The organism is Rubripirellula lacrimiformis (assembly GCF_007741535.1).
Taxonomy (GTDB): Bacteria; Planctomycetota; Planctomycetia; order Pirellulales; family Pirellulaceae; genus Rubripirellula; species Rubripirellula lacrimiformis.
In genome coordinates this window covers 8,041,805-8,056,333 of sequence record NZ_CP036525.1, presented here as the reverse complement: position 1 = coordinate 8,056,333, position 14,529 = coordinate 8,041,805, and the positions used below count along the sequence as shown (strand labels likewise).

General features: G+C 57.0%; 12 protein-coding genes. 6 read left to right on the top strand and 6 right to left on the bottom strand.

The annotated features are described in order from the left end of the window. Window positions 1-15 precede the first annotated feature (15 nt). Together K227x_RS28145 and K227x_RS28140 are read right to left on the bottom strand one after the other, a co-directional pair. On the bottom strand, window positions 16-762 hold the full coding sequence (locus K227x_RS28145; RefSeq protein ID WP_145175928.1) for a PEP-CTERM sorting domain-containing protein: 747 nt from the start codon (window positions 760-762) through the stop codon (window positions 16-18). Window positions 763-977: 215 nt separating this feature from the next. After that, on the bottom strand, window positions 978-2,540 hold the full coding sequence (locus K227x_RS28140; protein ID WP_145178573.1) for a sigma-70 family RNA polymerase sigma factor: 1,563 nt from the start codon (window positions 2,538-2,540) through the stop codon (window positions 978-980). Window positions 2,541-3,798: 1,258 nt separating this feature from the next. Here K227x_RS28140 and K227x_RS28135 point away from each other — a divergent pair. Beyond that, a complete protein-coding gene (locus tag K227x_RS28135; protein ID WP_218933605.1) occupies window positions 3,799-4,329 on the top strand; it encodes a hypothetical protein in 531 nt (176 codons plus the stop codon). A gap of 134 nt (window positions 4,330-4,463) precedes the next feature. Here the strand turns inward: K227x_RS28135 and K227x_RS28130 are convergent, their stop codons facing one another. From K227x_RS28130 to K227x_RS28120, 3 genes are all read right to left on the bottom strand, one after another. Next, window positions 4,464-5,252, bottom strand: a complete 789-nt coding sequence (locus tag K227x_RS28130) for an SAM-dependent methyltransferase (protein WP_145178572.1) — start codon at window positions 5,250-5,252, stop codon at window positions 4,464-4,466. A gap of 242 nt (window positions 5,253-5,494) precedes the next feature. Next, window positions 5,495-6,031, bottom strand: a complete 537-nt coding sequence (locus tag K227x_RS28125; RefSeq protein WP_246146348.1) for a DinB family protein — start codon at window positions 6,029-6,031, stop codon at window positions 5,495-5,497. A 59-nt stretch (window positions 6,032-6,090) separates the two neighbouring features. After that, window positions 6,091-6,615 (bottom strand): hypothetical protein, encoded by a 525-nt coding sequence (locus K227x_RS28120; RefSeq protein ID WP_246146347.1) that lies wholly within the window; start codon window positions 6,613-6,615, stop codon window positions 6,091-6,093. A 129-nt stretch (window positions 6,616-6,744) separates the two neighbouring features. On the opposite strand from K227x_RS28120, the gene K227x_RS30980 reads away from it, so the two are divergent. The 5 genes from K227x_RS30980 (at window position 6,745) to K227x_RS28100 (ending at window position 12,944) form a co-directional block, all read left to right on the top strand. Then, on the top strand, window positions 6,745-6,882 hold the full coding sequence (locus tag K227x_RS30980; RefSeq protein WP_218933604.1) for a hypothetical protein: 138 nt from the start codon (window positions 6,745-6,747) through the stop codon (window positions 6,880-6,882). A gap of 45 nt (window positions 6,883-6,927) precedes the next feature. Continuing rightward, window positions 6,928-8,991: a biotin/lipoyl-binding protein gene (locus tag K227x_RS28115; RefSeq protein ID WP_145175922.1), complete on the top strand. Its 2,064-nt coding sequence runs from the start codon at window positions 6,928-6,930 to the stop codon at window positions 8,989-8,991. Window positions 8,992-9,055: 64 nt separating this feature from the next. Beyond that, window positions 9,056-10,024, top strand: a complete 969-nt coding sequence (locus tag K227x_RS28110; RefSeq protein ID WP_246146346.1) for an efflux RND transporter periplasmic adaptor subunit — start codon at window positions 9,056-9,058, stop codon at window positions 10,022-10,024. Window positions 10,025-10,032: 8 nt separating this feature from the next. Further along, on the top strand, window positions 10,033-12,270 hold the full coding sequence (locus K227x_RS28105; RefSeq protein WP_145175919.1) for a site-2 protease family protein: 2,238 nt from the start codon (window positions 10,033-10,035) through the stop codon (window positions 12,268-12,270). Window positions 12,271-12,554: 284 nt separating this feature from the next. After that, window positions 12,555-12,944, top strand: a complete 390-nt coding sequence (locus K227x_RS28100; protein WP_145175916.1) for a DUF3467 domain-containing protein — start codon at window positions 12,555-12,557, stop codon at window positions 12,942-12,944. A 177-nt stretch (window positions 12,945-13,121) separates the two neighbouring features. Here the strand turns inward: K227x_RS28100 and argH are convergent, their stop codons facing one another. Then, complete coding sequence (argH, locus tag K227x_RS28095) at window positions 13,122-14,525, bottom strand: argininosuccinate lyase (protein ID WP_145175913.1); 1,404 nt, start codon at window positions 14,523-14,525, stop codon at window positions 13,122-13,124. Between the last annotated feature and the right edge of the window lie 4 nt (window positions 14,526-14,529).

Here is a 14,529-nt window from a genome sequence, read left to right as displayed (position 1 = left end):
AAGCGGACGTGGCGATCAATGGGTTCGGGAGTGACGGCGACGTCGAAGTACCATTGCTACCCCTGCGACACTGGCCAGCAACGCCATTGATGATGGTTCCGGCACTGCGGTTGCGGTGATCGAGTCGATACTAAACTCGACACTATAGAAGAATGGATTCGTCTGGCCGCTCGGTCGAGTCCCGCTGATGGCGCCACTGGCGATCTCGAACAAGCTGAGGTCCAGCGAAGTGGGCAGCGTGGTGGAGCTGAACGCGGCAAAGTCGTTGTCTTGAAAGGTGAAGCCCAGGCGAGCGGTTTCCGGATTGGCATTCAAGAGGATTGTGTCGCCAGTGATGTTTTGGCTGCCCGACGAGACACCGTCGCTAAGTGCGAATTGTTCAAATGCAGTGGGGTTCGTTCCGTCTTGGAAGTCATGGGCGATGGACGTTGCGTAGTCACCATCGGATGTGAAGGTCCCACCTGCGAGTTCAACCCGGATCCCGCCGGGAAGCGTTTGAGTGTAGCCGGCCGCTGCGCCGCTTACTGATCCGGTAAGGCTGCCGAACACTGTGGCGGCGGTATCGATGGTGAATGATCCGCTGACCGCATCGCCGGTCGTGACGGATAAGCCGAAAATGTCCGATGCGTCGGGCAAGCCGTTGTTGAATCGACGGAAGACCGTTCCATCGAAATCAAATCGGACGATCGCAGCATCCGCAGAGCTGCTGAGGATTGTTAGCAGTGCGCAGGCAAAGCCCGTCATGGCAGTCTTTAAGCTCATCTGGCGTCCGTAAGTTTGGGTGGCTTCGGCGTCGTGGGGAAACTTCGGATCCTAGTGAGGCGAACAATGCTGGTCAATTTATTATCCAGCCGGGGGGGCTCGGCGGTTTCCCGATGTCGGCTGTTTTGTGGGTGCTTGGCGCCGATGGACAGGCACAAAAAAAGCGACGTGAACCGAAGTGGTTCACGTCGCTTTTGAAGATTCGCGATGCTGGCTTAGTCGAGGAAACCGACCAGGTCTTGGCTGCGGCTTGGCTGTTGCAGTTTGCGAACCGCTTTGGCTTCGATCTGGCGGATTCGTTCGCGGGTCACCTTGAAGATGTGTCCGACTTCTTCCAGCGTATAGCTGTATCCGTCACCGAGGCCGTAACGCAGTTTGATGATTTCGCGTTCACGATAGGACAGCGATTTCAGCACACCGGCGATACGATCGCGAAGCATTTCTTGGGTCGCACCGATCTGCGGGCTTTCCGCTGTTCCATCGGGTAGCAGGTCGCCGAACTGGCTGTCTTCGCTGTTGCCCACTGGACGATCCAGCGAGATCGGGAAGCGAGACATGGTCAGTACGCGGCGAGCTTCTTCGACGGTAACGTCGGCACGTCGAGCGGTTTCTTCGATCGTGGGTTCGCGACCGAGTTCTTGCAGCAATTGACGAGCGACGTTGCGGACTCGCGACATCGTTTCGACCATGTGAACCGGAATTCGGATCGTACGACTTTGATCGGCGACGGCGCGAGTGATCGCTTGACGGATCCACCAAGTTGCGTAGGTACAGAACTTGAATCCACGACGGTATTCAAATTTGTCCACAGCACGCATCAGGCCGGCGTTGCCCTCTTGGATCAGGTCCAAGAACGACAGGCCACGGTTGCGATACTTCTTGGCGATCGAAACCACCAATCGCAGGTTGCCTTCGCTCAGTTCGCGTTTGGCTTGCTGGTATTCGCCGTAAACCTTGTTCAACATTTGAACGCGGTTCCGCAGCGAAGTCGGTGTTTCTTGACACGCGGTCAGGATTTGGCGACGTTCACGCAGCAGGTCTTCACGAACTTCGCGACCGTGCTTGGTGCGTTTTTGGTCGCTGATTTCGTTTTCGATCTGCGTCAAACGGTGCGAGAACTTTTCGAGCAGTTCGATCCGAGTTTCGATTCGCTGGGTACGCAGACCCAGTTCTTCGATCAGCCGAACGGCGCGGCGTCGGCGGCGAGCCAAGGATCGCCAAGCTTCCGCACGACGACGTTGGGACGCACTCTTGGACAACGAAACCTTCCAGTCATGGCGGTTGCGTCGAAGCAGGGTTTGCAGGGTACGCAGGTTATGCGGCAATCGACCCAGGATCTGTTCTTTTTCCAAGCGGTCGGTGACCGAGACTTGGACGGTGCGGTCGAATGGCAGTTGGCCTCGGTAGACCTTCTTCAGCGTCTTGTAGGCTTCGACCAGCACGTAGTGGTTTTCAAGCAGTTTCGTGCGGAAGCGACGGCGAGTTTCCTCGATCCGTTTGGCCAGTTCGATCTCTTGCTTGCGGGTCAGCAATGGGATTTCGCCCATTTGCGTCAGGTACATGCGAACCGGGTCGTCGGACCAGGTTTCGGTTTCGTCGACGGAAAGCAATTCATCGGGGCTGTCCAGTTGGACTTCGCCATCGGCTTGGCCGGCGATTTCGACGGCTGCGCCGCCTTCTTCGTTTTCGTCAACGGGCAACTTACGAAAGCCGCCGGTCATGGCTTCGGTGCTCTGTGCGTCGACTGACTCGAAGTCGTCCAATAGGGTGTCGAACAAGGGTGGGACTCCTGGCGAAAGCAGAATGGTGTAATGAGTGTCGGACGCTGGCATCCCGGGCGGTCATCGAATACCCCGGTGGGCGTTCGGTGACCATGGCGTTTAGCAGGTCAGGTCAGATTCGCGGTGTACGGTAAAGCGCCGTCAGGCGGAAGCCACATGCGAAGGATAAATCCATCGAGGGCAGCCCGAGATCGGCTAAGGGAGCGAATCGTGTCCCGAACAAGCTGCGCGGTTTAACAGCGCGGGAAGGTCGGCGTCAGGTAAATGGAGCGAGTGAAAGTTGGGATAAATACAGAACAGAATTGAATTATACGAACACAGGAACGAAGTCAGTCGAAGTTGCACATCCTGCGCGATTGAGGCATTCCCAATTTCCGATCCATCGCTGGTGATGCGAATATCACACCGTGGCGATGACCCTGCCGAGTCAAAGTGTTGTTCGACCGTCGTACCCGATCGCGATGTTTTTCACCGCGATCCGGTTCCTGGCAAAACGTTGGTTCGTGAACGATCTCTTGTTGACAGCCCCTTCTGGCTCTCTGATGGAAAATTCATCAGCATCGAAAGTGGCTCGTTCACTATGAACTGTACCACCACCGTACTGTCAGGCTGTCTTCGCAGAGCAATTGGAAAAATATTGTGGTTGGGGTGTCGCTGTGCTTCACGCGGATTCTGGCGGTTGGGCATGATGGCCGAACCTCCGAGCAAGCCGCAGCAGAACGATCCCCCAGGATAATCACGGGAAATGCCCTTCGCCCGCAAGAAAGTCGCAATGAATCATTCAGCGTAGGGGCGTTCGATCAAATTCGTACGAACCGAGGGCGCAAGCCATTGGCGTCTGAGTTTGGAAAATCGCCCCTAAGGTGGACCGAAGGCTGCGTTGCCAGCGAACTAGGTCGCCAGATCACACGTAATCGATTCACACCGCTTCTGTTTCTGTCATCACTTCTTTGCCTTGCGGCCTCTCCTACCCTCCAATGGTCTCTAGCAAATATCATCCACTCGAGAATTTCCTCACGTCCTTTGAGAAACTGATTCGAACAATACAGTTCGTTGTTGGTACGCCCGTGAATCACCCGTCTGGGTGTCCGGCCATCGGGTCGAGAACGGTTTGTGGTGAACACAGCTGTTCTGTCGATTTTGGCGGGAACGGAGCGTTTAGGCCGGTGGTGCCGTTTGCTCAATTGGATTCTAGTCCGGTCGTCTCTATGGTCCAGGCGTCCGCGTCGCAAATCTTCTTCATTCTTTAACGCCCATGCATTTGCTCACCTGCCCATCCTGCGAGCTTTCGATCCCGGTTGCCAATAGCCAAGCGGGGGAACGAATCACCTGTTCAGGGTGCCAGCGCCCGATCGATGTACCCACTTTGGGGAAGCTTCGCCAGCTGCCCGAGGCCGATCAGCCCGGGGCGGACGCTGGTCCCCCCGCAGGCGAAACCGGCAACGGTTCCGTCGGGTTCGCGATCCTAGGGTTGATTGCGACCGGAGCCCTGTTGATGGCCGGTTTTTGCGGGATTCGCTGGGCTTTGATCGAAGTTCCGCTGACGACCGAAGTCCATATCGAAGAATTCGGAAAGGCCTATCAGGGGCTGGATCCTGCCCAACTGATCCGCGAATATGAACAGATGGAAGAATACGGCATCGATCTGGGCCCTCGCTACAAATACAAACAGATCGAAGACGACAAGACCCGCTGGGGACGCAGCGGATTGGCCGCCGCTTCGGTCGGGCTGTTGGCGGTCCTAGGGGCCGTCGCGATCGGCGTGTCGGGGCGAAAGCGAAAGTAAAATTCCAGGTGGCCGATCAAGCGGACACTTGGGATGCCTGTTCACCGGTGGCCGCTATGCCTCGTCGGGCCCCACAGGCGTCTCGGTGCCCGTGTCAATGTGTTCGCCAAAATCCGCCGCAGCCCTGCCGGTGACTAGCGATTCTTCTTTCGCTTCATCACGTAGACAACGTCTTCGGTGGTCGAATCGACTTCGATCGGTTCATTCAATTCGTACGCAAAGTCGTACGTCTCGACGACTTCCCAGCACTCGCTCGACGCGATCAGTCGATCCATCTGCTTGGGTGTATAGCTGCGCAGTACCAGTTCGTCAGCGATGCGAAAGCTGCGCGATGGGCTATGGACATCAAACCGGATTCCGAACTTTTCGATGCGAGTTTTCTTGTCGCGTGAATTGGTCCACATGTGGGTGTTGATCGAAAGATGGCCGCGACGCGCCGACCAAGATTCGCTTTCGCTTGGCGGTACATCGGTCGGCGTTAAGTGCACGCCCAACAAATACAGCCCGCCGACGCGAACCGCTTGGCCCATGCACTCGAGGTGTTGGCGAGCAGCCTTTTCGGTGCCCAAATGTCGAAAGCTGTTGATCGTATTGAATGCGATGTCGTAACGCCGCTTGACTCGAAAGTCGGACATGTCGGCGACAAAGGCTGGTTCGGGCCGGTCGTGTTTGCGGAAACGCGCATTGCAGAAATCGACGGCCTTGGCGTTCAAGTCCAAGCCACCAACCTCGTAATCCCGTTTGGCCAATGCGTACAACAGCCGGCCAGTCCCACAGGCCGGTTCGAACATCCGTTGGGTCTTGCCCGAACAGTGCTTCGCCGCGCAGCCCGTGATGAACTTGATCTCGGCCGCGCAGTCAGCACCGAACACCAAGTCGTAATACTTCGGGTGGTCGTAGATCGATTCATCGATCGTTTCCAAGCCGCCGGCCGATGGGGCGGCGCCATGATCGTCCGCCATGGCTTCGTCAGTGTCGGAGAAAGCGTCGAGGTCGCTCACGGCAGTCCTGTAATGAGTGTATTGGGATTCGCTAGAATTCCCTTGTCTGTGACGTGTCTGGAAACGCACCAAGGGCCGTGCTTCCTGCGGTAGTGGGATTCGCCGGGATTCCTGTTTCGCGCGTGACGCCCCGCAAGCGACCAACCAATCCCACGACCGGTCGGTTACCGGATCGGATCCAAACCAAGCCCGCGGCGAAGCATGCCGATGTGACCACAATGGATCTGTTCGTGCAGCGGACAAAACAGGATCGCCCCCAACTTGTTCGGGAAAGCCGCAAACGGCATCTCGACCGGTTCCAGCAAGACGTCCGATGAAACCCCCGGCAGTTCTCGGCTGGCGCGATCGTAAACCTCGGCCATCCGCTGCAGCAGTTCGTCGGGGCTGGGTTGCTTGGATTGGTCCGCCGTCGGTACCGTTGCCCGTCCGTACGCTTTGCGAAACTTGCCGGGGATCAATTCCAAATCCTCGGGTTGCCGACCACGGACGCGGAACAGCAGCAGTCCGTATTGGCTGACCGTCAGGTGGCCGACCTGCCAGGCAATGTTGGTCTGGTATCCAGCCGGTATCTCGAACCAATGCTGTCGCGGTGTCGCGTCGAGCAGTTCAAGGGTGTAGCGGCGAGCGAATTCGATTTGGCCGATCGCCCCACGCAACATCACTTGTGCGTCGGCGGCGTCGGGAATGGGCGGCGTTTTCATGCCGCGATGATAACCTCTGGTCCCCGGTTTGCAGATCGGGTGGCCCCGACGACGACGCGCTAGGCGACCGAGGTTGTTCCGGAAGCTCGCTTCTTCCGAGGCGGTTTGGCGACCAGGCGGATTTCGGGAACCGTCCCGCGTCCGCCATGAAACGTTCGCCGCCCGTCGATGCTGTGGTCGAACACGAACGCACCCTTGGCGGTGCCCCCGCGTGGCGATACCCGCAAGATCGCTGGGTGGCCACATTCGACGCATCGCACGCGAAGCCCGTGGCTATCCAGCAGCCGGTGGATCGCGTCCGCTAGGTCCCGGTTCTCTTTCAAACTGCCCATCGACTGGCCGGTCAACTTCGCCAATTGGTCCTGGATGGCCAGCCGGATCGCCCGCTGCAGTCGATTGAGTTCTTGGTCCAGTTCGGCAAAGGCGGGGTGAGTCGTTTCGCAAGCGGCTGATTCACGCGGTGCTGATGGGCGTGATGTCGGCTCGTTTTCTGCTGCCCCAGGTGCACCAGGTTCCGTGGCGGAAGACGCACCGGTTGTGTGCGGCGATGGCCCGGCGGATGCGTCTTGCGATGATTTGGGCATCCAGGATCCAGGCAAACAGGGAGGGCTGGCGAAGGGAACGAGCCAATCGGGGGGAAATCAGCATTCGACTCTGGACGAGTTTATACAATTTGTATAAAGTGTCCAGTGACGAGGCCGGATTTCGTGGCTGTGGCGAAAACGCAACACGGCATCCAGTCGCCAGAATCCGCAGTCCCCAACGGGACTCTCTGGCTTTTGGCGGTTCCGTTCAAGGTCAACATGGCAACAGGTCAGGCGATTCAGTACTGTCGCCTTAGCGATCTGTAGATCCGCCCCATTTGATTCCATCACCCCAGCCGAATTTGAACGCCCATGTCGGTCAATCAACAAACTGTTGAAGAAACGAAAGCCCAGATCCGTGGCTTGGTCAACGAGATCGCTGCGTTGGCAAAAAGCGGCGCTACGGCGGAAGAGTTCTATTCAGAGTTGCTGTCGCGAATCATCACCGCTCTGGCCGCTGCCGGCGGTGCGATCTGGTTGTTGGACGAAGATCGCCAGTTGCGTTTGCAGTACCAAATCAACGCCGAGCCTTCGATTCTGGCCAGCGACACCGACGACGCGACGCGGCACACACGGTTGCTGCAGCGAGTCGCCAACAGCGGTCAATCGCTGCTGGTTCCGCCCTATTCGGGAACCACCGATGGCGAGGCCGAAGGCAACCCGACCCGCTACTTGCTGGTCTTGGGGGCACTGAAACACGAAGGCCAAAACGATGGCCTGATCGAGATCTTTCAGCGACCCGATACGGCTCCCGACACCCAACGGGGTTACCTGCGGTTCCTGCAACAGATGTGCGATCTGGCGTCGGAATGGCTCCGCAGCCAGAAACTACGAACCTTGGGTGATCGCCAACTCCTTTGGCAACAGGCCGATTCGTTTGCGCGAGCATCGCACGAATCCTTGGATCTGAAAGAAACCTGTTACATCGTTGCCAACGAAGGTCGTCGCCTGATCGGATGCGACCGAGTCAGTGTGGCGATGAAACGGGGTGGCAAGTGCAGGGTCCAAGCGATCAGCGGCCAAGACACGATCGAAAATCGGTCCAACATCGTCACCGCCCTGAACAACCTGGCAACGCGAGTGGTCGCCGCGGGCGAACCGCTGTGGCACGATGGTTCCACCGAAGACTTGCCGCCGCAAATTGAAGAGGCGCTGGAAGATTACGTCGACGAATCGTACGGCCGAAACATTGTCGTGTTGCCGCTTCGCGAACCCGAACGACGATTGGGAACCGGCGAAGAGGCGGGTGCCGCCGGCACGATTGATCGCGACAACGCACACCGTGGCGAAGTGATCGGTGCATTGATTGTCGAACAGATCGAAAGCGATATTCCGCCCGACGTTTACAAGGCGCGAGTCGACTTGGTGTACGAGCACGGTACCCGCGCGATCGCCAACGCCCGCTCGCACACGAACCTGTTTCTGATGCCGCTATGGCGGACGCTTGGTCATGCCACGTGGATCGTTCGCGCTCGCACGCTACCGAAAACATTGGCCGTTTTGGCCGCCATCGCCGCGGTGGCTCTGGGACTGGTCTTCATTCCCAAGGACTTCAACCTGGAAGCCGAGGGAACATTGATTCCCGATGTTCGCCGCGAAGTCTTTGCACCGATCGATGGCGAAGTCATCGAAGTCTTGGTGGATCACAACCAGGTTGTGGCCGAGGGAGACGTCTTGGTCCGGCTGCGGAACCCGGACATGGAAGTCCAGCTGACCGAGATCAAAGGTCAGATCCTAACCGCACTTGCTGAAAAGACTCGCGTCCAAGGCCAACTGGGACTCCGTCGCCAATTGGATGATTCGGAAAAGCGGGCGTTGATGGCCGAGCAAAACGAACTAGAAGTCAAACATCGCGTGCTGCAGCAGAAACTCGCATTGCAAGAAGAACGTCGCAATGACCTCGAAATCCGCTCGCCGATCGATGGAGTCGTGGTTTCATGGGACGTCGAAAAGACGCTCCGCAGCCGACCGATCATGACTGGGCAAGTATTGCTGGAGGTCGCCGACCTGAACCAGCCGATGTATCTGGAATTGGACCTTCCCGAGAAACGCGAAGGTCACTTGGACCAATACATCGCCAAGAACAACCTCGATCAACCCGATTCCAAGTTGGATGTGTCGTACATCTTGGCGACCGACCCCGACAAGCCGCTCGATGCAGTGATGTTCGTCAATACCGTTTCGACTCGCGCCGAAGCCAACGAAGAACACGGTGCGGTGATCAAGATGCGTGCGGTTCCCGATCAAGAACCGCTTCGCGAACTGAAGCCGCGTCCGGGTGCCAAGGTGATCGCCAAGGTTTACTGCGGTCGCCGATCCAGCGGTTTCGTTTTCTTCCACGAAATCATCGAGTGGTGTTACAAGTTCTTCTTCTAGAACCGGTCGCGAAATCACCACCCCATCCTGATTCAAACCTTTGATCTCTTCGGAGCTTCGCCAGATGCGTCTTACTTTTCTAGCGCCAGTCGCCTTGTTGGTTACTGCGACGGTGTCTGCCCAACAGTTCACGCCGCCGGCATCCACGTTGTCTCAGCCGCGATCGTTCCAGCAGCCGCCGACGACACCGCAGGGCAATCAGTTTCAGTCCCGCACGTCATCGGTCGCTGGCCAAATCAGTGCCGAAAACTGCTACGTCCAATACATCAACAAAGTCGATGTGCCTGCCACGGCCGAAGGCTTGCTGAATGAACTTCGCTTCGAAGAAGGCGACGAGGTTTCGAAGGGCGACGTGATGGCGGTGATTGACGACACCGCGGCTCGTCTGGCCGTCGAACTGAAGAAGGCCGAAGAGAAGGAGGCCATGTTGACGGCATCCAACGACGTCAACCTGCGTGACGCTCGCGAAGCCGCCAAGGTTGCGATCGCCGAAGCCAAGTCGTTCGAAGAACTGCGTAAAGAGGGCGCCATCCCGTACTGGGAAATGGAAAAGAAACGGCTGGAAGCGGGACGTTCGGAATTGCGGATCGAACTGGCCGAACAGGAACAAAAGATTGCCCAGGTCAAAATGATCGGCAAAGGCAGCGAATTGGAAATGGCCAAATTCGAACTGACCAAACGGACCATCATCGCGCCGCACACCGGAATCATCGAAGCTCGCATGTCGCAGTTGGGCCAATGGGTCCAGCCCGGGACTCCCATGGCTAGCCTGATCCAAATGGACAAACTTCGTGTCGAAGGCGACATCGACGCGCTCCGCTACGTCGGTCAGGTACGCAAAGGAACTCCCGTCGAAGTCATCATCGAAGACCAAGTCAATGACGGAACCCGCATCCAAGGCCAGTTGGGCTTTGTCAGCATGGAAATCGACCTGAACGATCGCTACCGCGTGTGGGTGGAAATCGATAACCAAAAAGTCGGCGATGACTGGAAGTTCAAGCCCGGCATGAAGGCCCAAATCCTGATTAAGTAGGGAACCCCATGCCAACACTTGCCGAATCACTCGTCAGCAGTTCATCGCGACCGCTGACGGTCCGAAAACGCCCCGACCTGTCGGCCAACCGCCAGCGTTATCAGGGAACCGGCTACTGGGTCGTCAAAGAGCCAGTGGGTCTGCAGTACTTTCGTTTTCACGACGAAGAGTACTTCATCCTGAATATGTTGGATGGGCACGTCTCGCTGCAGCAGATCAAAGACGGTTTCGAGCGGCGGTTCGCGCCGCAAAAGATCACCTTTGGCGATTTGCAACAGTTCATCGGAATGCTGCACCGCAGCGGTTTGGTGATCAGCAATTCGCCCGGACAGGGCAAAGCGCTGCGGGAACGCGGGCGCAAAAAGAAGAACAAAGAAGTGATGGGCAAATTTGCCAACGTCTTTGCCCTTCGCTATCGGGGATTCGACCCCGAACGCATTCTGAATTGGATGCTGAAACCGTTTGGATGGATTTTCACCGTCCCGGCGCTGCTGTTCTTTTTGATGTTGATCTTGTCGTCCGCTCTGTTGCTGGCCAGCCAGTACGAGACGGTGTACGCAAAGCTGCCGACCTTCCAGCAGTTCTTTGCTGCTGATCGTTGGCTGATTTTGGCAGGCACGATGGCGATCGTCAAAGTGCTGCACGAATTCGGGCACGGGTTGAGCTGTAAGAAGTTCGGCGGCGAGTGCCACGAAATCGGCTTCATGCTGTTGGTCTTCACGCCCTGTTTGTACTGCAACGTGTCCGATTCGTGGATGTTGCCCAACAAATGGAAACGCGTTTGGATCGGTGCGGCCGGGATCTATGTCGAAATGATCCTTGCGTCGGTGGCGGCTTATGTTTGGTGGTTCACCGAATCGGGCACGACGATCAATGACTTGTGTTTGAACATGATGTTCTTGAACGTCGTCAGCACGGTCCTGGTCAACGGGAACCCGCTGTTGCGATTCGACGGTTATTACATCCTGATGGATGCATTGGAGATCCCGAACCTCCGTCAAAAAAGTACCGAAGTGTTGAAACGATGGTTTCAACAAACCTGCTTGGGACTGGAATTGCAAGACGATCCGTTCTTGCCCACCCGCGGCCGGTTCATGTTCGGAATGTTCACGATCGCCAGTGTGATCTATCGCTGGGTCGTGGTGTTTTCGATTTGTTGGTTCGTCATCAAAGTGCTTGAACCTTATGGTTTGCAAGCGGTCGGTCGGATGGTAGCGGTGGTCGGATTCTTCGGCCTAGTCGCTCAACCGGTCATTCAAACTTGGAAGTTCTGTCGCACTCCTGGGAGATTAGCGAAAGTGAAACGCACTCACCTGTTGCCAACAATCGCCATCTTCTCTTTAGCAGTCGCGGGCGTTTGCTACATCCCTTTGCCCCACCACATTGATTGTGCATTTGAAGTCCGCCCCAGCCAGGCCGGTGCCGTCTACGCCGGTGTCCCGGGACGTATCGAATGGACCGTCGATGCGAATGCCATCGTTCAAGAAGGCGACCCGATCGCCGTGCTGAAGAATCCCGACCTGCAGATTCGTTTGGCCGACCTGAAGGGGGAAGAAGTCCTTTCGAAGGTCAAGTTGGACAACATGTCGCGCCGAAGTCGTGACGACATGGCGCTGAAAGCACAGATCGAAACCCAGTCGGAACTGTTGGAATCGATTCAACAGTTGCGAGCCAAGACGCAGGAAGAAATTGACCGATTGGTGGTTCGCGCCAAACGCGAAGGTTACATCATTCCGCCACCGATTCGCCAACCCCAGAAGGCCCAAGATGGTCGTCTGCCAGGCTGGGTCGGGTCGCCGCTAGAACCGAACAATCGTGGCGCGCTATTGACCCCCGATGACGTGATCTGCGAAATCGGCAAACCCGACGCGCACGAAGCTGTTTTGATCATCGATCAAGGCGATGTGCAAATGGTGCGAGAAGGCCAATCGGTCGATATGAAACTAGACGCACAACGATTGGAAACGTTCAGCGGTGTGATCACAGAGAAGTCCAACGAACCGATCGATTCCACCTCGGTATCCATGTCTAGCCAAACCGGTGGCGACCTGCAGACCGAGATCGATCCGGCCACCGGCCAGGTCAAACCCCGCAGTGTTTCCTATCAAGCCAGAGTCCCATTGAACATGGATTCGATTGTGATGCGGCCCGGTTATCGCGGGTCCGCCAAGATCCATGTGGACCCGATGTCGCTGGGCAGCCGCTTGTGGCGCGTGATCGCACAAACCTTTAACTTCGAACTCTGATCGCACATGAACATGGCACCAGTTTACGCATCCTTCGCCGTTTAACACTGGGGCCATGGATTCATGCAGTTTTTCAATTCCGTACACGGTCGTCTTATGTTACAGCCACGTTGTCGTTCGTTAGGATACGACCCGGCTGGGGCTAGGTGCTTTTAATGGGCAGCACTTCAGACGATTGAAACACCGCCCACTTTACACGTTCTAGATGCGAGTCTAATTCGGCTGCCTGTTGCATCCGAGCCACCGCTCCTTCTTCCCTTTTTTTACTCTCGGAGAGATCATCGATGGCAGACGCCAAGACCCCTGAAGCTGAGAAACCAGCCGCCGCACCAGCCGCCGCCGCTCAGACTCAAGCTCAGCAACCTGTTCAGGTTCAGGTCGAAGACGACCAAGCCGCCGCTTGTTACGCGAACTTTTGCCGCGTCACCGGTTCGCCTGAAGAGTTGATTGTTGACTTTGGTTTGAACCCACAGCCAATCGGCGTGCCGAAGGACCCAATCCAAGTCAAGCAACGCATCATCCTGAACTTCTTCACCGCCAAGCGATTGCTAGCCGCACTGCAAATGTCGGTTGCACGTCACGAATCGGTGTTCGGCGTTCTGGAAACGGACATCAACAAACGAGTTCGTCCAGGTCTGATGCAACAGCAAGCTGGCCAAGAAAAGAAAAGCTAGAGACGGCCATTCTTGACCGCACTCAAGCGACAAGCCACGTCTTCGAGATCTCGATCAACATCGGGAACTCGGAAGCGTGGCTTTTTTCGTTCACAACCTGTGTTTCCGGATAACGGAACTCGACAAACCGTTGACGACTTCCGCTACGAATTTTTTTCGAACGTTACGTTGCAGGGACTAACCCAGTTGTTTCTTCCAGCGATCGATTTGGGCGCGGACTTGGTCGGGTGCCGTGCTGCCATAGCTGACAAAGGCGTCGACCGCATTTCGGCTGCCCAAGCATTCGTAAATCGTTTTGTCGATCTCCGGTGCATGGGATTGCAGCACATCGATTGGCAGATCGGCAAGCGGCACGTCACGCTGCATCGCTTCGCCGACGATCGCGCCGACCAAGTGGTGGGCCCTTCGCTGAGGCATGCCCTTGGCGATCATCCATTCCATCAGCGTGGTGGCATCCAGGTAGCCGCGTTCCAATCGGCTGGCAATCGATTCTCGCTGCAACACGCTGCCTTGGACGATCGGGGTGGCCAGTTCCAACATCGCCAGCACGGTGTCGAACGAATCGAACAACGGGGGTTTGTCTTCTTGTAAATCGCGGTTGTACGCCATCGGCAGATTCTTGACCAACAACATCAACGTTTGCAGATTGCCCATCACGCGTGCCGATTTGCCGCGGGTCAATTCTAGCGTGTCCGGATTGACCTTCTGGGGCATGATGCTGCTGCCGGTACAGAAGGCGTGCGGCATTTTGATGAAATTGAATTCAACGGTGCTCCACAAAATCCATTCCTCGGCCCAACCGCTCAGGTGCGATGCCACGACCGATAGGACGAACGCCGTTTCCAGCATGAAGTCGCGGTCGCTGCTGGTGTCCAGACTGTTGGCGGTAACGCCGTCGAAATCCAGCGCCTTGGCCGTTTGGTCGCGATCGATCGGCAGCGTCGTGCCAGCCACGGCGGCCACCCCCAGCGGACATTGGTTGACGCGGGCGCGGCAATCGGCCAATCGGTCACGGTCGCGAGCGAACTTTTCGATGTACGCCAACCAGTAGTGCGGTGCCAGCACCGGTTGGGCGCGTTGCAGGTGGGTGTAAGCTGGCAGCACGACGTCAAAGTCGGCGTCGCAGCGGCCCAGGAATGCCGCCTGCAATGCTGCCAGCGAACTGTCCAAGCGGTCCAGTGCGTCACGGATCCACATGCGGATGTCGGTGCTGACTTGGTCATTTCGACTGCGGGCGGTGTGCAGTTTCCGGCCGACGTCGCCGATGCGGTCGATCAACGCTTGCTCGACGTGCATGTGGATGTCTTCGAGCTCGAAACGGATCGGAAGCCGGTCAGTGTCCAGTTCGACTTCGATTTCGCGAAGGGCTTTCTGGATTTCGGTCGCTTCGTCTCGGGAAATCAAGCCGACGCTTGCCAGCATATCGCTGTGGGCGATCGATCCGCGGATGTCGTGTTGATACAGGCGGCGATCGAAACTGATGCTTTCGGCAAAGGATTCCAGCCGTTGATCGGTTTCAGCGTGGAAAACCCCGCTACGCGAGGGGCTGGCTTGTTGAGAAGGATTTTGATCGGTGCTCACTGCG